A 22,046-nucleotide genomic window follows, 5' to 3' on the forward strand; every position below is an offset into this window, starting at 1 on the left:
CGCTTCCCTCGTAAGCACCAATCCTGTTGAGCCTGTGTTTGCCGATGGGGAAAGGACCATCGGAAGCAGTGCCAGACTTATCACAGGTTAAGTCGGTCCGGTGTTTATGATATAAGGTCGGGCATCATTCGCGTTCTGCTGGCCGCGGGTGACTGAGAGACCATAGCGCTCCCGCCCAAACGGAGAGCCGACATGCTTTATCAAAGCCCCTTAACCGCCAAGTTCCATCGTGCCTTCACCCTCACGTCAGGTGAGCGTCAAGCTCTCGACGCGGTAAGAATAAGGATCGTTGCGATTGGCGCAAACCAGAACTTGGTCCGGGAAGGCGACCAGCCGTCCCGGTGCATAATGGTCCTGGCTGGCTTAGCCAGCACCTCGAAGGTAACAGGAGACGGGAAGCGTCAGGTCACTGCTTATCATGTGCCTGGCGACATGCCCGATCTGTTGAGCCTGCACCTCGATCTGTTGGATAGCGACGTTCGAACGGTGAGCGCTTGCAGTGTTGGCTTCATAGATCACTCGGCTATCCGGCTGCTCTGCGAACGCCACCCCAGGCTGGCGGCAAATCTTTGGCGAACGACACTGGTTGATGCATCGATTTTTCGCGAATGGGTGGTCAATGTCGGGAAGCGCCAAGCGCTTGGCCGAGTGGCCCACCTTCTCTGTGAAATCATGCTACGTATGGAAGATGCCGGACTTGCGTCCGATCAAACCTGCGCTTTTGGTGTGACTCAAGCTGACCTTGGCGAGGCGACAGGGCTGTCGGCAGTCCACATCAACCGCACGCTCAAGTCTCTTCGGGAGAAGCACCTTACATCACTTGTGAATGGCCAATTGACCATCCATGATTGGGAAGGACTGGCCTTTCTTGCTGAGTTCCGGCACGATTACCTGCACTCAGCAAGGAACAATAAAACGGCCGAGTTCATGTCAATGCACTGATTGCTCCAGGGAAAAATCGCCAGAAATGCGGATTGGCTCCAAGGGTAGCCGGACCACTTGTTGGCCTTCGCTGGCCATCAGCGGTGCGATCGCCCCCCAACATGGTCAATGCTTTGATGGCGCGTCGAAGCGTTAGCGCAAGGGGTTCACTTGCGCGCAGAGTGCATTCGGATGCTTACCGGCCCACATGGGCGTTGACTGTCCGTATGGCCGTCTGCGTAGCACCATCCATCCCCTCAACGTGATACTTCGGCACTACAGGGTTTCCACCTCTCTTCATGGCTTTCGATTGGCCGCGCGATCGACCAATTTGTGGGCTCAGCCGCATCAATTCGAGCCCCGCTATTGGCTAGCGACTGTGGAAGAGGTTCCTGGGGCACACCATGCCGGCGCCCAAGGGAATAAATCTCGGCGACGCAATGGGTCAAGCCCGGGGCTCATGCGTCGCTGCAGATTTCGGGAGGACGGCGGATATTCGCTTTTCTCCGACCGAAAGCGTGCCAAGGGACGTCGCCAGCTAAACAGCAACCGGCGTTGACGCTTGAGAGCGCCTGGCAGCGTTCACGGTGGCCTGTATGGGCGCTCGACATTTCGCGAGTGGCATGTGTTGCGAGCTTGTTGCAGATCATGTTCGCACCATGCAACGGCAAAACGCCTCATCGAGCGCAATGGAAAAGCCGCATTCTCAGTTCGGTCGAGCGAGCGCTTTCTGCACGAGTTGTGACAGGGGAGGGCCTGTCAGGCTTGGAATTCACAAGCTGCAACGCAATTGAGGAAGAAGCCGAAAGGGTGCAAGACCAGATCGATTTCTTGCAGCCAAACTCGGCTCTGGTGTGGTTCAATCCTGTTTGCATCATCGCGGATCAGCGGTCGGACTGTCGAGAACTGAACTGCGCGATCTCAGCCGGTGGGCTTCGAACCAAAACATGCGGACCACCGCGGACGGGGACAGTCGGTCCCGCGTCCCGTCCTGGGGCCGGCGCTATGCTGACGCTCCTACGGCTGTCCTGTTCACCGCCCGCGGCGGGGGGCGAATTTCCTCCGTCCTGCGCGTGACAATTGTCCGCTGTTGCGGCCGCGCGCAGGACTGCGGCTTATGCGCCGTTCTTCCTTGAGCGCCGACGGTCGCCGGCGCGGTGCTTGGGCATGGAACCGAATCCCAGGCAGCGTATTGACATGTATCCGAGTTCCTCATGTCCGAGTAGACGGCACTCTCAACAAAAGGCGCAAACGGCCCAGAGACTCGGCCAATCTCGATCCGGCAACGAGATCGCCGCTGCTGTCGGCGTCAAGCTGACGCATCCGGACAAGGTCATGTATCCAGGCACCAAGGTGACCAAATCCACGCTCGCCGCCTACTACGCAGTGGTCGCCGAGAAGATGCTGCCGCACATTCAGGATCGGCCGCTGTCGCTGGTGCGCGATACTCACGGCGACCTGCAGCAGACCTTCTTTCAGAAGCACAACCTGCCAGGCGTGCCCAGGGCCATCCATGATGGCCACTTGGAGAAGGTGTCCGGTAAGGAAAGCCGCATCTCGTGGTCGATGACTTGGCTGGGCTGATCGCGGGCGTCCAGACGAACGTGCTCGAATTCCACATCTGGGGAAGCCGTCGCCAGCAGCCGGATCTGCCGCACCGCATGATCTTCGACATCGACCCCGACAGGGCTTGGGCTTTGCTGCCGTCAAGCAGGCAGCCCTCGACATTCGGAGCATTCTGGAAGCGCTTGGATTGCAGTCGTGGCCGTTGCTGTCCGGCGGCAAGGGCGTTCATGTGGTCGTCCTGCTCCTCCCGGAGGCAGACTGGGACGAGGTCAAGAGCTTCTGCCAGGACTTCGCCGAACTGCTGGCCCGTACAGATCCGTCGCGCTTCGTCGCCAATATGAGCAAGGCGAAGCGCAAGGGCCGAATGTTTCTCGATTACCTGCGCAACGGCCAGGGCTCCACTGCAATCTGCCCCTGGTCGACTCGGGCACGCGCGGGGGCGTCGTGCGCGGTGCCTGTCAGCTGGGATGAGTTGCCCACCTGCGAAAAACGCCAACGGCTTCGATGTCTTCGCCGCCGCCGCGCGGGCTCAGGTGCGCGAAGCCTGGGAAGGTTATTTCGACGTCGCACAAACGCTTACCGACCGCATTCGGCACGCCCGGCAGCAATAACCATAGGTCAGCGACACTACTGATTGGCGCGGACCGCCTTTGCCCCAAGTCCGGGAGCGTCCCCCTTCGAGGCCTGGGCTAGCCTCTAGAGCGAGAGTACGGACCGGTTTGCCGTGACGGGTTGAGAGCTGGAGGAGAGGCCTCCGGCGCCCGTCGCGGAGAAACCAGATGTCCAGACATTACGCTCGCGCCGGCGCCGACCGGGCAAGCCTCTATGATGACATCACCAACAAGATCATCGCCGAGCTGGAGGCTGGGCGCTTTCCCTGGGTGCCCTGGGGCACGGCGGCGGAGCAAGCACCCCTCGCCATGCCGGCCAATGCCGCCTCTGGCCGTGCCTATTCGGGGATCAACGTGCTGATCCTGTGGGGTGCGGTCGTCGAGCATGGCTTTCCCGTCCAGGGCTGGCTGACTTTCCGCCAGGCGCTATCGCTGGGCGGCCATGTCCGCAAGGGCGAACACGGGACCACCGTCGTCTATTCTGACCGCTTCATCCCTGACGACGAGAAGAAACGCGCGCGGGAGACCGGCGAGGCAGCACGGGCCATACAGTTTCTGAAGCGCTTCACCGTCTTCAACGTCGCGCAATGCGAAAATCTGCCCGACGATCTGGCGGTGTTTCCGCCCGCACCAGAGCCCGGACTGATCGAACCGGCCGTCGAGGCACTGATCAAGGCGACAGGGATCGATTTCCGCATCGGCGGCAATAGCGCCTATTATGTGCCGGCGCACGACTACGTGCAGGTGCCGCCTCCGCAGGCGTATTTCGAGACCATTGACTGGCACCGCACCGCCCTGCACGAGCTTGGCCATGCGACCGGCCATCCCTCCCGCGTCGGCCGTGACCTCGGCTGCGCCTTCGGCACAAAGCGATATGCTTTCGAGGAACTGGTCGCCGAAATGAACGCAGCCTTCTGCTGCGCCTCGCGAGGTATTGCGCCGACCGTGCGCCACGCCGATTACCTGGCCTCCTGGCTCGACGTCCTGCGCGAAGACAACCGAGCCATCGTGCGTGCCGCCTCCCAAGCCAGCAAGGCAGCCGACTGGTTGCTCGCCTTCCTTCCGCAACCCGACAACGGAACCAGGGCAGGGCCCGCCAGCGTCGATGAGGTCGAAATCGAGAAGAGGGCGGCATGATCGTTCTCACCGAGGAACTGCGCGTGCCTGCTCGCCAATAGCCGCGATCGCGACGCCGAACACGTACGGGTGGTGAAGCTCTTCAAATCAACTCGGCGAAGGAATTGGCTCGCAACCGCGCTCGAGATGACGTCGATCCGGCTGCCTTTCGGCATCGGCATCGAGCGGGACATGCTCTTTGGCACCGACCTGCCGATTTCCGTCTGGGCAGAGGCGGTCCGCCGGGGCGGAAACCTTCGCGACGCCGAACGCAACTCGACCATGCCGGCCAATCTGGCCGAGACGGCGAGTGAGATCTCAGCTTGTAATCCGCAAGCCGCAGATGCGCAGTCGTGTCTGCGGCCCTGTCCCCACCTCTGGATCTTCGGTGCGGCTCAGTCCTCAGAGTGAGAGGGCTGCGCCCGTCTTTTTTGACGGGTTTGGAGGACGAGAGAGTTTCGGCCGCCCGTCGCGGAGATAGTCCACATGGCTACGCCCAAGCAGAAGATCACCCTCAACGCTTCACGTGACATCCCCTTCAACAAGCTGATGCTGAGCCAGTCCAATGTCCGGCGCATCAAGCGCGGGGAAACCATAGAGGACCTCGCCGCGTCGATCGCCCGGCGCGGCCTGCTCCAGAGCCTCAACGTCCGGCCAGTGTTGGACGGCGAGGGCAACGAGACCGGCATGTTTGAGGTGCCGGCTGGCGGGCGCCGCTATCGCGCGCTGGAACTGCTGGTCAAGCAGAAGCGCATAAGCAAGACCGAGCCAGTTCCCTGCGTCATAAGCGACGCCCACAGCGCGGTCCCGATCGAGGAGGACTCGCTGGCCGAGAATTTTCAGCGCGAAGATTTACATCCGCTCGACATGTTTCGCGCCTTCCAGACACTTCATGACCAGGGCGCGAGCCATGAGGAGATTGCCGCACGCTTCTTCGTCTCCGCAACATTCGTGCAGCAGCGCCTCAGGCTGGCCAGGGTTTCGGCCAAGCTGCAGGAGATTTACGAGCAGGATGGCATGAAGCTCGAGCAGCTCATGGCGTTCACCGTGACCGACGATCACGCCCGTCAGGAGCAGGTCTGGGAGGCGCTCGAAAACTCCTGGTCGAAGGAGCCGCAGCAGATCCGGCGCCTGCTGACGGAGACCACTGTGCGGGCAAGCGATCGCCGGGCGCTGTTCGTCGGTGTCGACGCGTATGTCGCTGCCGGCGGCGTGGTGCTGCGCGACCTGTTCGAGGCCGACAATGGCGGCTGGCTGCAGGACCCCGCTCTGCTCGACCGCTTGGTCGGCGATAGGCTGAAGTCGATCGCCGACGAGATCGCGGCGGAGGGCTGGAAGTGGATCGTGGTCGATGCCGATCTGCCCTACGGGTACAATCACGGTCTGCGGGCAATCGCTGGCACCCCCGTCGGTCTGACCGACGCGGAGCGGGCGGAACGCGAAGCCCTGCGGGCGGAGTACGACCGGCTGGAAGCCGAGTATGGCGAATCCGACGAACTCCCCGACGATGTCGATCAGCGCCTCGGTCAAATCGAGACCGCGCTTGAGGCCTTCGAGAGCCGGCCGATGCACTACGATGGGGCCGAGATCGCCCGCGCCGGTGTGTTCATCAGCATCGATCGTGATGGCGATCTCGTCGTCGATCGGGCCCATGTGCGCCCCGAGGACGAAGCGATGCAGGCGGTCGACGGCCACTCGGCCGAGCCAGGTTGCGCCACCGAGAACGAAGACAGCAGACACAATCCTTCGGCCCGCGCGATTATCACCATCGGCGCGCAGGCGTCCGAGCCTGAGGAGGATGACGGCGACACCATCAAGCCGCTACCCGAGCGCCTGGTCATCGAACTTACTGCCCATCGCACGTTGGCGCTGCGCAACGCACTGGCCGAGAACCAGCATGTGGCCATCACGGCGCTCTTGCACCGGCTCGTCCTCGACACCTTCGGTCAGCGTTCCGCCATCGGCTGCGTCGAGGCCTTCGTCCGACATGTCCACTTGCCGTGGCAGGACGTCGGTCTCAAGGACAGCCCTGCGGCCAAGGCCGTCCATGAGCGCCATGAGGCATGGAAGAGCGACATTCCACTGGATGACGACGAGGCCCTATGGGCGTGGCTCGACGGACTCGATGAAGCAAGCCGGCAGACGCTGCTGGCGCATTGCGTCAGCTATGGGATCAACGCCTTGTTCGAACGACCCAATCCCTACGGCAGCGGCGTTTCCCAGCATGGACTCGATCAGCGCCGGCGTGAAGCCGATCGGTTGTCCCGTGCCACCGGGCTTGACATGGTAGATGCCGGCTGGCGGCCGACGGTGGATAACTATCTCGGTCGCGTCACCAAGTCCCGCATTCTCGAAGCCGTGCGCGAAGGCGCCGGCGACCAGGCCGCCCAGCTTATCGACCATCTCAAGAAGGCCGACATGGCCAAAGAGGCCGAGCGCCTCCTGGCCGATAGTGGCTGGCTACCCGAACCGCTCCGCCTTCGCGGCAATGACGCCGCCCGGCCGAATGTGGGCGAGGAAGCTGACCTCCCCGAATTCCTGGCCGGTGATGACGAGGACGGCTCGGCCACCCATGAGACTGCCGCACACGCGGTCGCCGCCGGATAGCACCGTCGGCGGAGTGGCGCGGGTCGCTCGGCCCTTTCTTCTTCACTACGAGTTCACGCCGTTCGCTCATCTTGCCGACGGCAATCCCTATGATGCCTACCTGCCGCCCGATCCCGACAGCGCCAATGGTTTCCTACAGAAGTCGGGGCCTGACGGCGGAATATGATCGAGATCGGTTGATACCGGCAAGCGCTCCACCTCATGGCGGGGCGCTTGTTTCATTTTGGCTTCGGTGGAGGCCAGAGAGGGAGAGGCGAGCCGGGATGGTTTTGAATCCGCACGGTCCAGAGAGAGCGCCGCGCGGCTCGATCCTGTCCCCGCTCTCCCGAGGTTCACACCATGTACATGATCTCGCCCGCTGTGGCAGTTCCCGCAGCCGCGCCGCTCCCGCTCCCCCAAACCGGTGCAGCCGGCGCTATCTTCGCCGCCGCCGGCCTTCTGCTTCCCCATCTCGAGCGCGGCGACAGCATCGACGCGCCAAAGTTGCGCGCGGCGATGGAAGCCGCATTCGGCGCCTCCGACGCCGCCGGCGCCTGGGACTGGAAGCAGGCCTACGATGCCTGCGAGGCTGCGACGGTCCTTTTCCTGCGCAAGTACGGAAAGGCGTTGTTCCGCAAGGCCGCGTCTCCGGCTCTCCGGCTGTCAGCATTGTCGAAGATCGCCCGGCTCATGCCGACGCATACCCGCCGATCCGAAGAAGCACAGACCTTCCAGCAGTTCTCGACGCCGATTCCGCTCGGCATGGTCGCCGCAACGGCCGCTGCCATCACGCCGGCCGACCGTGTGCTGGAGCCTTCCGCCGGCACCGGGCTGCTCGCCATCCTGGCCGAGATAGCCGGCGCCTCGCTCATTCTCAACGAGCTTGCCGAAACCCGCGCGGCACTTCTCTCCGGCCTCTTTCCGGCCGTCTGCGCCAGCCGCTTCGACGCCGCCCAGATCGACGACCATCTCTATCCCGGCGCCGTGCCCAGCGTGGTGCTGATGAACCCGCCCTTTTCGGTCATGGCCAACGTCGAGGGCCGCATGGCCGACGCGGCCTGGCGGCACATCGCCTCGGCCCTGGCGCGCCTTGCGCCCGGCGGGCGGCTGGTGACGATTACCGGTGCGAACTTCGCGCCCGACCACCCGGCCTGGACCGCCGCCTTTACTCGCCTGCAGGAACGTGGCCGCATCGTCTTCTCCGCCGCCATCGACGGCTCGGCCTACGCCAAGCATGGCACGACCTTTCCGACACGCCTCACCGTCATCGACCGGGTGCCGGCGGACGATCCGGACGTGTTCCCGGCAGATCAGGGCGTTGCCCCGGATGCCGCGACGCTGATCGCATGGGTCGGCGAGCATGTGCCGGCACGGCTGCCGGTCACCATACCCGCAGGTGCAACTCCCACATCGTCGTCGGCCGCACCCCGCACAGTGCGCGGCTATCTTGGTCCCACGGCAAGAATAACACCGCGGCCACCGCTCACTGATCCCGATGCCGTTGAGCTCGCCTATCAGGTGCTCGACTGGAAGGCCGCCGAGGGCGGCCACATCAGCGACGCCATCTACGAGGACTACGCGCTTCAGGCGATCCGCATTCCCGGCGCGCAGCCGCACCCCACCCAACTCGTGCAATCGGCGGCCATGGCCTCGGTCGCGCCGCCCAAGCCGAGTTATCGGCCGCGCCTGCCGAAGAACGTCCTTGACCTGCTCTCGGACGCGCAGCTCGAGACCGTCATCTATGCGGGCGATGCTCACGCCGAGTATCTCGCCGGCGCCTGGACGCTCGACGATACCTTTGACGTAATTAGCGCGGCGGCAGATGACGCGGCGCGGGCCGTGCGCTTCCGGCAAGGCTTCATGATCGGCGACGGTACCGGTGTAGGCAAGGGCCGCGAGTCCGCCGCCGTAATCCTAGACAATTGGATGCAGGGCCGTCGCAAGGCCGTCTGGATCTCCAAGTCAGACAAGCTCATCGAGGATGCGCAGCGCGACTGGTCCGCGCTCGGCATGGAGCGCTTGCTGGTCACCCCGCTCTCCCGCTTCCCGCAGGGCAGGCCGATCACGCTGGCGGACGGCATCCTGTTCACCACCTATGCCACGCTGCGGTCCGACGATCGCGGCGAGAGGCTTTCGCGGGTCAAGCAGATCGTCGAATGGTTGGGTCCGGATTTCGATGGGGTCATCATCTTCGACGAGGCGCACGCCATGCAAAATGCCGGTGGCGGCAAGAGCGAACGCGGCGACGCCGCTCCCTCCCAGCAAGGCCGTGCCGGCCTGAGGCTACAGCACGCCCTGCCGAATGCCCGCATCGTCTATGTGTCGGCGACTGGCGCCACCACCGTGCACAATCTCGCCTATGCCCAGCGGCTCGGCCTCTGGGGCGGCGAGCATTTTCCATTCTCGACCCGCGCCGAGTTCGTCGAGGCGATCGAGGCTGGCGGCGTGGCGGCGATGGAAGTACTGGCACGCGACCTCAGGGCACTTGGCCTCTATACCGCCCGCTCGCTCTCTTTCAACGGTGTCGAATACGAACTGCTCGAGCATGAGCTGACGCCCGAACAGGTCCGCATCTATGACGCGTACGCTGGGGCCTTCGGCGTCATCCACAACAATCTCGATGCTGCGATGCAGGCGGCCAACATCACCGGCAGCACCGGCACGCTCAATGCCCAGGCCAAGTCGACCGCGCGCAGCGCCTTTGAAAGCGCCAAGCAGCGCTTCTTCGGCCATTTGTTGACCAGCATGAAGACACCGACCCTGATCAAATCCATCACCGGCGATCTGGAGGAGGGCCATGCGGCCGTTGTCCAGATCGTCTCGACGGGTGAGGCGCTCATGGAGCGGCGGCTGGCCGAGTTGCCGACCGAGGAATGGAACGATGTTCGCGTCGACATCACGCCGCGCGAATACGTCCTCGACTACCTCGCTCATTCCTTCCCGGTGCAGCTCTACGAGCCCTTCACGGATTCGGAGGGCAATCTGTCGTCGCGCCCGGTCTACCGCGATGGCCAGCCGGTCGAGAGCCGCGAGGCGGTCGCCCGGCGCGACGAGCTGATCGCGAAACTCGCCAGCTTGACGCCTGTCCCCGGCGCGCTCGACCAGATCGTCCAACATTTCGGCGCGGACCTCGTCGCCGAAGTCACTGGCCACTCGCGCCGCATCGTGCGCAAGCGCGACCGCCTGGTCGTCGAGCACCGAGCAGGGTCGGCAAATCTGGCCGAGGCGCAGTCCTTCATGGACGATCAGAAGCGCGTTCTGGTGTTTTCCGACGCCGGCGGGACGGGTCGTTCCTACCATGCCGAACTCTTGGCACGGAACACGCGGCTGCGTGTGCATTATCTGCTCGAAGCCGGGTGGAAGGCCGACACCGCCATCCAGGGCCTGGGCCGCACGCATCGGACCAATCAGGCGCAGCCGCCGCTGTTCCGGCCGATCTCGACCAATGTGAAGGCGGAAAAGCGCTTCCTCTCGACGATCGCCCGCCGTCTCGACACGTTGGGCGCAATCACGCGCGGCCAGCGCCAGACCGGTGGCCAAGGGCTGTTCCGGCCAGAGGACAATCTTGAAAGCCACTATGCCGGCGATGCCTTGCGGCAGCTCTATCTCCTGATCGTACGCGGCAAGGTCGAGGGTTGCACACTCCAGCGTTTCGAGGCGGCGACCGGTCTCAAGCTGATGGACAACAACGGCATCAAGGACGAGTTGCCGCCGATCACCACCTTCCTCAATCGCCTGTTGGCGCTGACCATCGAAGTGCAGGGCGTGCTGTTCGGCGCCTTCGAGCAGCTTCTGGCCGCTCGGATCGGTGGCGCCATCGCCTCGGGCACCTATGACACCGGGCTGGAGACCCTGCGGGCCGAGAGCTTCGTCATCACCGACCGGCAGGTCATCTACGCCCATCCGCGCACCGGCGCCGAAACGCGGCTGCTGACGATCACCCAGCGCAAGCGCAATCGGCCCGTCATGCTCGATGCGGCGCTCCATCACCTTCGCGATTTGCGCGCCATCCTACTGATCAACGAGCAATCTGGCCGCGCCGCCGTGCAGATCCCAACCACCAGCATCATGCTCGACGACGGCGAGATCGAGCCGCGGGTCCGCCTGATCCGGCCAATGGAAGGCCAGAACATGCCGCTCAAGGCTATGGGCGAAACCCGCTGGGTCGAGGCCCACCGTGAAGCTTTCGCTGCAGCATGGAATGCGGAGGTCGCCGAGACTCCCGAGTTTGCCGATGCCGTGCTGCACATGGTGACGGGCCTGTTGTTGCCGATCTGGAAGCGTCTGCCAAACGAGTCGACCCGCGTTTTTCGACTTCAGACCGACGAGGGCGAGCGCATAATTGGTCGCCTTGTCACGCCGGCCTGGGCCGCCAACGCCACGGTGACAGGCGTCGCATCGCTATCGCCCGAGCAGGCGCTCGCGGCGCTGATCGACGGGCGGACGATCCTTGATCTCGCCGAGGGTCTCCAGCTTCGCCGCAGCCGCGTCATGGGCGCGTGGCGCATCGAACTGTCGGGCTTCACCGACATGATGCGGGAGCGCCTCACCGCCTACGGTCTCTTCCACGAGATCATTTCGTGGAAGCTCAGGATGTTCGTGCCGATCGACGCCAACGGGCTCGCCGTGCTGGAGCGCGTGCTCGACCGCTTCCCAATCGAGCGGGTCAGTGAGCGGGAGGCTGCATGATTCCGCGTCACGCTGCATCCGACCTCGCACACCGCCTCGCCGAACATGCCGAGGCGGTGTGCCGCCACTACCTCTCCAATGGCCGTCGCCAGGGCAACTATTGGAGCGTCGGCGACGTCCGCAATGCGCCGGGCCGCTCGACGTTCGTGCGTCTGCAGCCATCCCCGAAGGGACCGCCAGGCAAATGGACCGACGCCGCTACCGGCGAGCATGGCGACCTGCTCGACGTCATCCGCGAATCCCTCGGACTGGTCAACTTCCGGGACGTCGCCAATGAGGCGCGCCTGTTTCTCGCTATGCCAGATGCCATGCCACCCCGACCGGCCGCGCCGATCACGCAGGTCCCCATTGGATCTCCGGAAGCGGCTCGCCGACTGGTCGCCATGTCGAAGCCCATTATCGGCACCCTCGTGGAAACCTATTTGCGTGGACGTGGCATTGCGACTTTGTCCGGCACCGGATCGCTGCGGTTCCATCCGCGCTGCTACTACCGGCCCGGCGATCATGGACCGACCGAGACCTTGCCGGCAATGATCGCTGCTGTCACCGACCTTGATGGACATTTGACCGGCGCGCACCGCACCTGGCTCGCACCGGACGGCACCGGCAAGGCGCTCGTCGACACGCCGCGTCGCGCAATGGGTGACCTTCTGGGTCACGCCGTCCGCTTCGGTGCACCCGGCAGCGTCATGGCGGCAGGCGAGGGCATTGAGACGACGCTGTCGCTCAGATGCGCCTTGCCCGATATGGCGATGGCTGCGGCACTCTCGGCAGCCCATCTAGCCGCCATCCTGTTCCCGCCAACCCTGCGCCGGCTCTATGTCATCCGCGACAACGATCCGGCCGGTGACGGTGCCCGCGACAGCCTGCTCGAGCGCGCGACGGACGCCGGAATCGATGCAATCGTGCTGTCGCCAGCGATGCAAGACTTCAACGAAGACCTCAGCCGCTTCGGACTTGCGGCCTTCCGGGCCTCGATTGCAGACCAGCTCATGCGCAAAGATCGCATCCGATATCTGACACAGGCGGCATGAGCCGGGAGGGGAAGCGCGCGGCGCACGGTGCCGGTGCGGCGCATGGATGAGTGACCCGCCGGCAGAGACCCGAGACCCGGCCTTCGAGAGGGCGATCGGCCCACGAACTGGCCGGCCAGGCAATGGCGGCGGCCGACTATTTTCCGGCGCGCGCGACTGGTCGCGAATGGCAGCGATCGGGCGCGACGCCTTTCCATCGCGAGGCAAAATAGTCGGCCGCCGCCATCCTCCGCTGCGCTCCGGCCCTCCGCATCGCTGCGGGTGTCGGACCGTCCCGCCCGTGGGCTCTCGTCGCCATGAAGGCCGCGAGGGTCGCGGTCAAACCGACGGGAGCATCCCCATGAGAGAGCACGACGACACTGAACCGCACCACGCCGCTTCTGCGACCGATCACATCCTCACCGAACTCCAGCTCTATGGCTGGCGACCATTTGCGGACGAGCCCGATCCGCGACCGCTCCCCGGTGGCGACCAAGTGGCCGGAGCCGTGGCCGACATCTTTGACGCCCTCATCGTCACCCTGGCTGACACGCGCCTCGAACCCGACCTCGATGACTTGCTCTGGTCCCTCACCAATGTCTTCCACCGAGCTGTACAACGGATCGAGCGGCAACTGGAAGACAACGAGCAGGCCCAGCGCTGTCTGCAGCGCGAACAGGATGGCAGCGAGATCAAGGCGGTTGAACTCGAGACACTCACCGCCCAGGGCCAGACCATGATCGAACGGCGGGGCGCCTTCGAGCTCATGCGTGACCAGGCCGCCGAACACTACGATCAGTACACCGGTTCTGCCTGGCGACCGCGCACGGGGTCGATGGTAAACCACCACCATCTCACCGCCGCAATGATCGATAGCCGCGACTTCCTCGCGGCCAGGCGGCGCGCGGAAACCGAGGTCATGTTGCCGGCCGGCCCCAAGATCGCCTTCTCCGGCGGCGATACCGCCGATCACGAGATGATCTGGGCAAAGCTCGACCAAATCCGCGCCAAGCACCCCGACATGGTGCTGATGCACGGCGGATCACGCAAAGGCGCTGAAAAGATCGCCGCCCGCTGGGCCGATCATCGCAAGGTGCCGCAGGTCGCCTTCAAGCCCGACTGGAGCAGACACGCCAAGGCCGCTCCCTTTAAGCGCAACGACCAGATGTTGGCGGTCATGCCGATCGGCGTCATCATCTTTCCCGGCACCGGCATTCAGGAGAACCTCGCCGACAAGGCCCGCAAGCTCGGCATCCCGGTCTATCGATTAGGCGGCTCGTGAGCGCCCCCTTTGACCCTAGATCTTAGTCCAGGTTGGTCACCGCTATTCCACAATCTCACCGATGTGGAGGTATGTCTTTCACGACGCGAACGGCGGCTTCGCGCCTCATGACAGTCGGTTCCCCGGTTCAGTCCATTCACCAAAAGCGGGCGTCGCCAAACGGCCAGCCCTCAGGCTGTTATGTTCGCGGCAAATGCTCAGCTGGGCCGAATGGATGAGGCGCGACGATACCAGGCAAAATTCTGGGCACTCCGCCGGACTGTCACGAGTCCTCGAAGCGCAGGCCGATCTTTCCCGCTGCATGTTCCTGCACGCGTTCGGAAACGCAGATCCTGCCAGGCTCGGCGATCCTCTCCAGACGCGCGGCGATGTTGACCCCCGCGCCCAAGACGTGACCGTCCTGTTCGATGATGTCGCCGACGATCTTGCCGCGATGCGTGGCAATACAGGGATCGAGGTGGTCACGTTGATGGCTGTTCAAGCGCTCGAGGGCACCTTCTTCGTCAGCGCCCATCAGTTGACTGTACCCGGCGAGGTCAGCCGCAAGGATCGCCGAGAGCTTGCGCTCGACCCGACCGATTTCCATCCAGTCCCTCTGCAAGGCGTCAGGATCATATTTGCCCAGGTCAAGCGATCCAAGTCCGCTCTTCCGGTTTTCTTTGGGATCGCGTCAACCATGTCGGGCGCACCCGTTCGTACGGAGCAACTGGCGCTCCGCACGAGGGACAGGGCAACTCACTGGTGACTGGGTGCGTGCCTGACGAAGCTCTTCGTTTCGGCTGAGATAAATGCTCTCACTTACGGAACATCGCAGGTTCGTCGAAGTTGGAAAGCTACGGAGGACGTGCACATGAACAGTGTAATCTATCTTATCGGCCTTATCGTCGTCGTGCTCGCGGTCCTCTCCTTCCTCGGTTTTCACTAGGTGGCCTCATGCAGCATGAGAAGGATCAGGGCGGACAGCCCACCGAATTCGACAAGGCGCAAAGCGACGTCTCCGAAAGACTTCGCCAGGAAAATGAGCGTGCCAGCGAGTTGCTTCACGACGCGCGGGACGAGGTGACCCGTAAGGCTGGCGACTATGCATCTGAAGCCACGCAGGTCATCTCCGACAAGGCGGAGGAGGCGCAGCGCGACATCGGATCGAGCTTGGCGGCGTTGGGTGGTGCACTGCGAGCGGCCAGCGATCACCTTGCCAGCAACGATGAAAGGAACGCATCGAAGTTCGCTTTGGATGCTGCCAGTGGCCTTGAGCGGCTTTCATCGTCCTTGAAACAGAAGCCCTTTAGCCAAGTCCTTGATGACGTGCAGTCCTTCGGCCGGCAAAATCCCGGTGTCCTGCTTGCGGGATCGGTGTTGGCCGGATTGGCTCTCGGGCGGTTCATCAAGGCTTCTCCGCCGGCAACGCCCGATTCTGAGGCCGCTCCGGGAGGCCTCAGATCACACACCGATCAGCCACAGGGTTGGTCCGCTGATCGTCCACAAGATTTTGGCGTGGTCGGCGATGATGGGGCCACGCAGATCGCGGAGCAGGACAGATGAACAACCAGGACAATCCCAGCCTTGCCGGGCTAGTCACCGATTTGGCCCAGAATGTCACCACTCTGGTGCAAACCGAGGCGAGGCTGTTTCGGGCCGAGCTCTCTGAAAAGCTTACCAAAGCCGGAGCAGGTGCCGCGGAAGTGCTGGGCGGCGCGATTTGCCTGCTCGCCGCGCTCTTGGTGTTGCTGCAGGCGCTCATTATCGCGCTGACGCGGGCAGGGCTTGGCGCGGGGTGGTCTTCCCTGCTGGTCGGTGTGGTCGTGGCGGTCCTCGGCGTCATCCTGCTGCGGACCGGGACGGCCAGCATGGCGCCTTCGGAACTTACCCCCGACCGGACCCAGGGACAGCTCAAGCGCGACGCGAGCGCGATTAAGGAACAGGTGAGATGAACGAGAAATCCGCAGCCGAACTTGAACGCGAGGCCGAGGCTGCTCGCGCTCGGGTGATGGAGACCGCCGAATCCATTCGAGGCAAGATGACGCCTGGACAATTGCTGGATGAGTTCACCGGGCTGTTCTCGGGAGGGGAGAGCGCGGCCATGCTCAGCAATCTCAGAACGCAGGTCCGAGATAATCCTTTGCCGGTCACCATGGTGGGCGCAGGTCTGGCCTGGCTGATGTTCGGCAGCGGTACCTCAAACACCGCCCACCGTTCGGCTGGCTATCCATTGCCTTCAGCGCCGGGACGACATGATGTAGCAGGGGAGCGCGGCGGCTTGGGCGGCACGCTCTCCGATGCCGCGGAATCGCTCTCCTCGAGCGCTGCCAGCGTCGGCGACACCATATCGAGCACCGCAAGAGCCGCTGCGGCGGGTCTGACGGGAAGCGCTGCCAATGCAAGCTCGACGACTGGGGACATGGCGGCGAAAGCCAGCCGCTCCGCGCAAGATCTGTTGGAGGATCAACCCTTGGCCGTTGCGGCCGTCGGTCTCGCCATCGGCGCCGCTATAGGTGCAATTCTGCCCCATACCGCAACGGAGGACGAGCAACTAGGCGCCTATGGCGACAAGCTTCGCGATTCCGCCGAAACTTTGCTCGACAGGGGCCTCGATGAGGCCAAGCAGGTCGCCGCCGACGCCTATGAGACCATCAAGCAGGAAGCTGGCCGGCAAGATATGGAAGCAGACACGATAGCCGATCAGCTCGGCGAGATCGTGAAGTCCACAGCAGACAAGACCGAGCATGCCGTGCGCGAACGAATTTCCGATACGTCTCAGCGTCAAACCTAGCCTGATGGTCCTGGATCAGCGATAGACAGTTCCAGAAGGCGTGCATAATAGTCGCGCTGATCGCTGCGCGTGGAGCTCGATCATGCCCTTCAAAGCACGTGGAAGATGGGCGGACGGGGACTTAATTCCTGACCACCTTGCAACCTGTCAGATTTTCCGACTGGCCAGCAATCTTGTCAGCCAGTCAGGATCCATTTCGGGAACAGAGGACAAAAGCCGTTCGGTGTAAGCGGCATGCGGAGGTGTGAGAACCACGCTCTTCAATCCCTGCTCGACGACTTTGCCGCCGTGCATGACGACAATCTCGTCTGCTATCGCGCGCACCGTGGCAATGTCATGGGTAATGAAGATGTAGCTCATCCCGAGTTCACGCTGTAGGCGCATCAGAAGCTTGAGGATCTCCTCCTGCACAATTTGGTCGAGCGCGGATGTGATCTCGTCGCAGATGATAAGCTCCGGTTCGGCAGCCAATGCCCGCGCAATGCAGACGCGTTGTTTTTGGCCACCTGATAGCTCGCCAGGTAGACGTTCCAGAAAATCCTCGCTCATCTCGACCAGGTGCATAAGTTCGCTTATCCGGCGATCTCTCTGCGCGCCTTTGAGGCCGAGGTAGAATTCGAGTGGCCGCTCTAAGACTTCTTCGACCGTTTGGCGCGGATTAAGGGCGTTGTCGGGCATTTGATAAATCATCTGGACGCGACGCAGGACCTCCTTGGGCCGCGCCTTCAGGCTCTTGGAAAGGAGCTGGCCTGCGAAAGAAATCGAACCCGAACTTGGCGGCAAGAGTCCGGTAACGACTCGAGCGAGCGTCGATTTCCCAGAACCGGATTCGCCGACCACAGCGACTGTTCTTCCGCGCGGAACCTTGATGGAGACATCCTGGAGCACCTTGACCCCTCCGGCATAAGCCGCGGTGACGTTGTCTATCGTCAAGAGATAGTCATCGGCTGGAACTTCGGGCTTGGCGAGCTTGCGGACTGCCCAGAGCGTCCTCGTATATTCCTGGCTGGGGGAGGCCAGCATCTGGCGTGTGTCAGCCACCTCCACGGTAACTCCGTGTCGCAGAACCATGATGCGATCCGCCATTTGCGCCACCACCGCCAGGTCATGCGTTACGTAGATTGCAGCAGTACTGAATTCCTCAACGATGTTGCGAATGGAGGCAAGGACTTCAACCTGCGTGGTCACATCGAGCGCCGTTGTTGGCTCGTCGAATATTATGAGGTCCGGTCGACAAGCCATTGCCATCGCTGTCATGGCCCGTTGCAACTGCCCGCCTGAGACCTGATGAGGATAGCGAAAGCCTATGCTCTCGGGTACTGGGAGCTGAAGACGCCGATAAAGATCCACGGCGCTCCGGTTCGCCTCTTCCCGGCTGACGATTCGATGCGCCACCGCGGTTTCGATGGTTTGTTCCAAAAGTCGATGTGCCGGATTGAAGGAGGCCGCCGCGCTTTGCGCGACATAGGCAATGCGGGAGCCCCGGAGACGACGGCGCCCCTTTTCATTGACTGCCAGGAGATCAATCCCGTCGAACAGGACCGAGCCCTGTGTGATCCGGCAGCCCGGTTTGGCATAGCCCATTGCGGCAAGGCCAATGGTGGACTTGCCGGCGCCTGACTCGCCGATTAGGCCAAGAACCTCCCCCCGCTTCAGCGTAAGATCGATCCCGCGGACGATGGGATGCCACTGTTCGTCCGAGGATCCCTCCACATGCAGATTGCGGATTTGCAGTAGATCCTTTCCTTTTTCGCGTGAGCCTGGATCGCTACTTTTCATCCCGCAACCCGCTTGTTGCGTGCAGGTACCAGTCCACAACGAAATTTACGGATACGGTAAGAAGAGCTATCGCGCCGGCCGGAAGCAGCGGCGTGACATCGCCGTAAGTGATCAGGGTTGCGTTCTCGCGCACCATTGATCCCCAATCGGCCGTCGGCGGCTGAATACCGACTCCGAGGAACGACAGCGCCGCGACTGTCAGGAACACGAAGCAGAATCGCAAGCCGAACTCGGCGACCAGTGGAGGCATGACATTGGGAAGGATTTCATTGGCGATAATCCATCTCGGTCCCTCGCCGCGCAATCGCGCCACCTCGACATATTCCATCACGGCCACGTTAAGCCCAACGGCGCGAGAAAGCCGAAAGACACGGGTGGAATCGAGAAGCGCAATGATAACAATCAGGCTGGTGATCGACGAGCCGAAGATCGACAGAAGCACCAGCGCGAAGATCAGACTCGGGATCGACATCAGCACGTCCACCGCACGCGACAAGATCTGGTCGAGCCACCCCCTATACAATGCGGCAAGGAGGCCGAGCGACACGCCTACCGCGAAGGAGAGCAATGTAGTCGCGACCGCGATAGCGATGGTGTTGCGCGCACCGTAGATCAAGCGGGTGAGCATGTCGCGGCCGAGCTGGTCGGTTCCCAATTCGAATTCCTGATTCCACGGCGCGAAGGCTTCGCTGAAGACCTGCGTCTCGCCATATGGGGCTATCCAGTGCGCGAAGACCGCAACAAGGACGTAGCCAACGATCACCACGATGCCGAACCATGCACTAAGCGGTGCCTTCTTCAGCGCTGTTGTCGCCCGGCTGGCACGCGAGCGCCTCAGCCTCTGAACCGCCGCGATAGATTGGGATCTGGTCATCGTGGGTGCAAGAGCCTGGGGTTGGTGGCGATGGAAATAATGTCGGCCAGCAGGTTGAGAAGGATGTAGGTCGCGGCGAAAATCAGGGCACAGGCCTGGACAACCGGAACATCCCTGGATTTTACCGCATCAACCATCAGTTGGCCGATCCCGGGATAGACGAAAACGACCTCGACCACGACCACTCCGACGATGAGATATGCCATATTGAACGCCACGACAGTGACGATGGGAGCCCAGGCATTGGGCAGGGCATGCCTCAGCACGATCACCATCGGGGACATTCCCTTGAGGCGCGCCATATCGATGTAGGGGCTTGCGAGCATGTTGATGATGGCCGCTCGGGTCATGCGCATCATGTGGGCCACGATCACGAGTGTAAGGGTGATTGCCGGCAGCGCCACTTTCCAGAGGTGCTCCCAAAATGGGGTCTGATCGTTCACATTCGACAATGTCGGAAATTTGGGAACCGCATTGAGTGCCCAGGTCAGTGAGATACTGAGCCAATTGGGCAGGGATTGAGCGAAATCGGATGCAATGAACGTGTCGCGCGAGATCACCAGGTAGGCGAGCATATAGGCGACGAAAAACTCCGGGAACGAAATAGTTGTCAGTGTCACGGCATTCACCAGCCGGTCGAACCAGCCGTTGCGGTACAGCGCGGCGAGAATGCCAAGCCCAAGCGCCAGCGGAACCGCTATCAGCGCGGTCACCGCTGCAAGAAACATCGTATTGTAGAGGCGTGGCGCGATGATCTCGGCCACGGTACGCCGATATCCGGTGCGGCTCGCGAACGAAGAGCCGAAGTCGCCGTGAAGCATTTGCGCGACCCAGACGAAATAGCGCTCGACAGGCGGACGATCGATGCCGATTTCCCGCTGAAAGGCGGCGACCGTTTCGGGCGTCGCCGACTGCCCGAGCGTGGCCTTGGCGAAGTCGCCCGGAAGCATCGCGATGGCAGAGAAGATGATGATGGACACGATGAACAAAGTGACCAGGCCGAGGCCAAGGCGCTGCAGAACCGTTCTTGCGACGGGGTTCATGTGAGTGCCGTCTCCCTTTGGGCGGCAGTCCTGCACTCGGAGCAAGCCGACCGGAGCCTCACAACCATCGTGGCCCCGGCCGCCTTTTCATGCCGTGGCGATCCACCAGCGTTCGGCCATTTTCAGTCCATCGTTCTCCCAGTTGGGCGCCACTTCGCCATGTGCGAGCTTTTTGGATTGGGCGCTGACGAAATTGTTGAAGACCAGCACGATGCTGCCGCCATCGTCGTGGGTTAGTTGCTGCATCTCGGCATACATTCCCGCTCGCTTGGCCTCGTCCGTCTCGGCCCGCGCCTTAACAAGCAATTCGTTGAAATGGGGATTTTTCCAGAACGACTCATTCCAGCTGGAGTCCGCGGCGAAGGCTTGCGTGAACATCCAGTCGGCCGTCGCTCGACCGCTCCAATAGGATGCGCACCAGGGTTTCTTGAGCCAGATATTGTCCCAATAAGCGTCCTCGGCCTCCCGCACGACATTGACGTCGATGCCGCATTGGGCTGCCGTCTCGCGAATGAGCGAAGCCGCATCCACCGCGCCTGCAAAAGCGGCATCGGCGACCGAGAGATCCACCTTCAGGTTCTCCATTCCGGCCTTTTTCAGGTAGTGCTTGGCTTTTTCCGGATCGAAGTTGTGTTGCGGTTGCGGATCCTTGGCGAATTTGATCGCTGGCGCGATCGGGTTGTCGTTAGCCACGGTGGCGTGGCCGAGAAAGATCTTGTCGACGATTTCTTGGCGATTGATCGCCCATTTCAATGCCGTTCGCACGTCTGGATTATCAAACGGCGCCATCGCGGCATTCATCGGCAAGGTATAATGTCCGTAGCCGGTGACCTCGACGATTTCCACCTTCGGATTGCGTTTCAACATGCCGAGGGTCTTGAGGTCGGCGCGGCCGATATAGTCCACCTCGCCCGTCGACAAGGCCGCCATGCGAGCGGCAAGATCAGTGATGGCGATGAATTCCACCTCGTCGAGATAGGGCTTGCCGTTTTTGAAGTAGTTTGGATTGCGCTTGAGTTTCGCCGAAACGCCGGGCTGGAAATTCTCAAGGAGGAAAGCGCCGGTGCGAACCCCTGAAGCCCAGTCCGCCTTGCCGTCCTTGGCTGGCATGATGACCAGATGGTAGTCACTCATGATGTAAGGGAAATCGGCGTTGCCGCTCTTGAGCGTGAAGACCACCGTTTCCGGGCCGTCGGCCTTGATCCCGGCGACGGACTCCAACAGCGACTTCGCCGCCGATTTTGTGTCCTTGCCCATGTGATATTGCAATGACGTCACGACGTCATCCGCCGTCACAGTCTTGCCGTTGTGGAAGGTTGCGCCTTTGCGCAGCTTGAAGGCCCAGGTCTTGGCCCCATCCGAAGATTCGAAGCTCTCGGCGAGGTCCGGTTGGACATTGCCTTTGGCGTCGACCTCAGTGAGGCTGTTGGATAGCGAGCCCGAAAACGCGGTTTGTGTGAACGTATCGGGGTAGCCGGCCGGATCGATTGAATCCGTCGTCGCGCCATGAGCCATGCCGAGCTTGGCGAAGCCGCCGTGCATCGGTTCGGCACGCGCCCTGGCGACGAAGAGCGTGTCGGCGGCGGCGACCGTCAGGCCTGCGGCTATCCCAAGATGAATGAAGTCGCGGCGGGAAACTTTGCTGCCACCGACCAGGCTTTGCGCGAGACCAAGCTTGTATTCAGATTCTGACATTTGACTCTCCCATTGCGGAGTTCTCCGCGTTATTTTTTTCAAGCACCTGCGAACAAATCTGCTAGTTGGCTTCGGCCATCTTTCTTCGAATTTTTCCAATC

General features: G+C 62.4%; 16 protein-coding genes and 2 pseudogenes. 13 read left to right on the forward strand and 5 right to left on the reverse strand.

Features of this window, described 5'->3' with window-relative positions; translation table 11 throughout:
* The first annotated feature begins 192 nt into the window (after positions 1–192).
* From AC3EML_RS18125 to AC3EML_RS18170, 10 genes and pseudogenes are all read left to right on the forward strand, one after another.
* Positions 193–942, forward strand: coding sequence for a Crp/Fnr family transcriptional regulator (locus AC3EML_RS18125; protein ID WP_023686036.1), 750 nt, complete (start codon positions 193–195; stop codon positions 940–942).
* 1,146 nt (positions 943–2,088) lie between these two features.
* Positions 2,089–2,505 carry a non-homologous end-joining DNA ligase LigD gene (gene ligD / locus AC3EML_RS18130; protein ID WP_155927363.1) on the forward strand — a complete coding sequence of 139 codons (417 nt, stop codon included), beginning with the start codon at positions 2,089–2,091 and terminating at the stop codon, positions 2,503–2,505.
* Positions 2,506–2,525: 20 nt separating this feature from the next.
* A pseudogene (ligD, locus tag AC3EML_RS18135) lies at positions 2,526–3,121 on the forward strand (non-homologous end-joining DNA ligase LigD).
* A 145-nt stretch (positions 3,122–3,266) separates the two neighbouring features.
* On the forward strand, positions 3,267–4,235 hold the full coding sequence (locus AC3EML_RS18140; RefSeq protein ID WP_023690434.1) for an ArdC family protein: 969 nt from the start codon (positions 3,267–3,269) through the stop codon (positions 4,233–4,235).
* 69 nt (positions 4,236–4,304) lie between these two features.
* The gene (locus AC3EML_RS18145) at positions 4,305–4,625 is read left to right on the forward strand and encodes a DUF2958 domain-containing protein (RefSeq protein WP_460221719.1); all 321 of its coding nucleotides are present in this window, start codon (positions 4,305–4,307) and stop codon (positions 4,623–4,625) included.
* 75 nt (positions 4,626–4,700) lie between these two features.
* Positions 4,701–6,821 carry a ParB/RepB/Spo0J family partition protein gene (locus AC3EML_RS18150; RefSeq protein WP_023806499.1) on the forward strand — a complete coding sequence of 707 codons (2,121 nt, stop codon included), beginning with the start codon at positions 4,701–4,703 and terminating at the stop codon, positions 6,819–6,821.
* Between the two features lie 46 nt (positions 6,822–6,867).
* Positions 6,868–6,987 (forward strand): annotated as a pseudogene (locus AC3EML_RS18155) (DUF6117 family protein); the annotation flags it as partial.
* A gap of 173 nt (positions 6,988–7,160) precedes the next feature.
* On the forward strand, positions 7,161–11,489 hold the full coding sequence (locus tag AC3EML_RS18160) for a strawberry notch-like NTP hydrolase domain-containing protein (protein ID WP_352521854.1): 4,329 nt from the start codon (positions 7,161–7,163) through the stop codon (positions 11,487–11,489).
* Positions 11,486–12,523: a DUF7146 domain-containing protein gene (locus tag AC3EML_RS18165; RefSeq protein ID WP_023690437.1), complete on the forward strand. Its 1,038-nt coding sequence runs from the start codon at positions 11,486–11,488 to the stop codon at positions 12,521–12,523. The genes AC3EML_RS18160 and AC3EML_RS18165 overlap by 4 nt, the downstream gene beginning before the upstream one ends.
* 340 nt (positions 12,524–12,863) lie before the next feature.
* Entirely contained in the window at positions 12,864–13,784 is a 921-nt protein-coding gene (locus tag AC3EML_RS18170) for a DUF2493 domain-containing protein (RefSeq protein WP_023690439.1), read from the forward strand.
* Between the two features lie 262 nt (positions 13,785–14,046).
* Here AC3EML_RS18170 and AC3EML_RS18175 read toward each other — a convergent pair whose 3' ends face one another.
* A complete protein-coding gene (locus tag AC3EML_RS18175; protein ID WP_023690440.1) occupies positions 14,047–14,370 on the reverse strand; it encodes a nucleotidyl cyclase domain-containing protein in 324 nt (107 codons plus the stop codon).
* Between the two features lie 347 nt (positions 14,371–14,717).
* Between AC3EML_RS18175 and AC3EML_RS18180 the strand changes: the two genes are divergently transcribed.
* From AC3EML_RS18180 to AC3EML_RS18190, 3 genes are read left to right on the forward strand one after another with little or no spacing between them, the layout of a single operon-like run.
* Positions 14,718–15,326: a hypothetical protein gene (locus AC3EML_RS18180; protein WP_023752870.1), complete on the forward strand. Its 609-nt coding sequence runs from the start codon at positions 14,718–14,720 to the stop codon at positions 15,324–15,326.
* Complete coding sequence (locus AC3EML_RS18185; RefSeq protein ID WP_023693628.1) at positions 15,323–15,715, forward strand: phage holin family protein; 393 nt, start codon at positions 15,323–15,325, stop codon at positions 15,713–15,715. The genes AC3EML_RS18180 and AC3EML_RS18185 overlap by 4 nt, the downstream gene beginning before the upstream one ends.
* A gap of 56 nt (positions 15,716–15,771) precedes the next feature.
* Positions 15,772–16,554, forward strand: coding sequence for a hypothetical protein (locus tag AC3EML_RS18190; protein ID WP_488505282.1), 783 nt, complete (start codon positions 15,772–15,774; stop codon positions 16,552–16,554).
* Positions 16,555–16,701: 147 nt separating this feature from the next.
* Here AC3EML_RS18190 and AC3EML_RS18195 read toward each other — a convergent pair whose 3' ends face one another.
* From AC3EML_RS18195 to AC3EML_RS18210, 4 genes are all read right to left on the reverse strand, one after another.
* On the reverse strand, positions 16,702–18,333 hold the full coding sequence (locus AC3EML_RS18195; RefSeq protein ID WP_023694068.1) for an ABC transporter ATP-binding protein: 1,632 nt from the start codon (positions 18,331–18,333) through the stop codon (positions 16,702–16,704).
* A complete protein-coding gene (locus AC3EML_RS18200) occupies positions 18,323–19,207 on the reverse strand; it encodes an ABC transporter permease (RefSeq protein ID WP_023690446.1) in 885 nt (294 codons plus the stop codon). The genes AC3EML_RS18195 and AC3EML_RS18200 overlap by 11 nt, the downstream gene beginning before the upstream one ends.
* Positions 19,204–20,250, reverse strand: a complete 1,047-nt coding sequence (locus AC3EML_RS18205) for an ABC transporter permease (protein WP_352522207.1) — start codon at positions 20,248–20,250, stop codon at positions 19,204–19,206. Before AC3EML_RS18205 ends, AC3EML_RS18200 begins: the two co-directional genes overlap by 4 nt.
* A gap of 87 nt (positions 20,251–20,337) precedes the next feature.
* Positions 20,338–22,044, reverse strand: coding sequence for an ABC transporter substrate-binding protein (locus AC3EML_RS18210; RefSeq protein WP_245262808.1), 1,707 nt, complete (start codon positions 22,042–22,044; stop codon positions 20,338–20,340).
* Positions 22,045–22,046 lie beyond the last annotated feature (2 nt).

The sequence above is a fragment of the Mesorhizobium sp. P170090 genome (assembly GCF_057786115.1).

Bases quoted from the DNA above. Each gene is read 5' to 3' on its own strand.
- AC3EML_RS18150 (WP_023806499.1), top strand. From the start codon at position 4,701: ATGGCTACGCCCAAGCAGAAGATCACCCTCAACGCTTCACGTGACATC.
- AC3EML_RS18200 (WP_023690446.1), bottom strand. From the start codon at position 19,207: ATGACCAGATCCCAATCTATCGCGGCGGTTCAGAGGCTGAGGCGCTCG.
- AC3EML_RS18180 (WP_023752870.1), top strand. From the start codon at position 14,718: ATGCAGCATGAGAAGGATCAGGGCGGACAGCCCACCGAATTCGACAAG.
- AC3EML_RS18165 (WP_023690437.1), top strand. From the start codon at position 11,486: ATGATTCCGCGTCACGCTGCATCCGACCTCGCACACCGCCTCGCCGAA.
- AC3EML_RS18170 (WP_023690439.1), top strand. From the start codon at position 12,864: ATGAGAGAGCACGACGACACTGAACCGCACCACGCCGCTTCTGCGACC.
- AC3EML_RS18195 (WP_023694068.1), bottom strand. From the start codon at position 18,333: ATGAAAAGTAGCGATCCAGGCTCACGCGAAAAAGGAAAGGATCTACTG.
- AC3EML_RS18160 (WP_352521854.1), top strand. From the start codon at position 7,161: ATGTACATGATCTCGCCCGCTGTGGCAGTTCCCGCAGCCGCGCCGCTC.
- AC3EML_RS18205 (WP_352522207.1), bottom strand. From the start codon at position 20,250: ATGAACCCCGTCGCAAGAACGGTTCTGCAGCGCCTTGGCCTCGGCCTG.
- AC3EML_RS18175 (WP_023690440.1), bottom strand. From the start codon at position 14,370: ATGGAAATCGGTCGGGTCGAGCGCAAGCTCTCGGCGATCCTTGCGGCT.
- ligD (WP_155927363.1), top strand. From the start codon at position 2,089: ATGGAACCGAATCCCAGGCAGCGTATTGACATGTATCCGAGTTCCTCA.
- AC3EML_RS18125 (WP_023686036.1), top strand. From the start codon at position 193: ATGCTTTATCAAAGCCCCTTAACCGCCAAGTTCCATCGTGCCTTCACC.
- AC3EML_RS18185 (WP_023693628.1), top strand. From the start codon at position 15,323: ATGAACAACCAGGACAATCCCAGCCTTGCCGGGCTAGTCACCGATTTG.
- AC3EML_RS18140 (WP_023690434.1), top strand. From the start codon at position 3,267: ATGTCCAGACATTACGCTCGCGCCGGCGCCGACCGGGCAAGCCTCTAT.
- AC3EML_RS18190 (WP_488505282.1), top strand. From the start codon at position 15,772: ATGGAGACCGCCGAATCCATTCGAGGCAAGATGACGCCTGGACAATTG.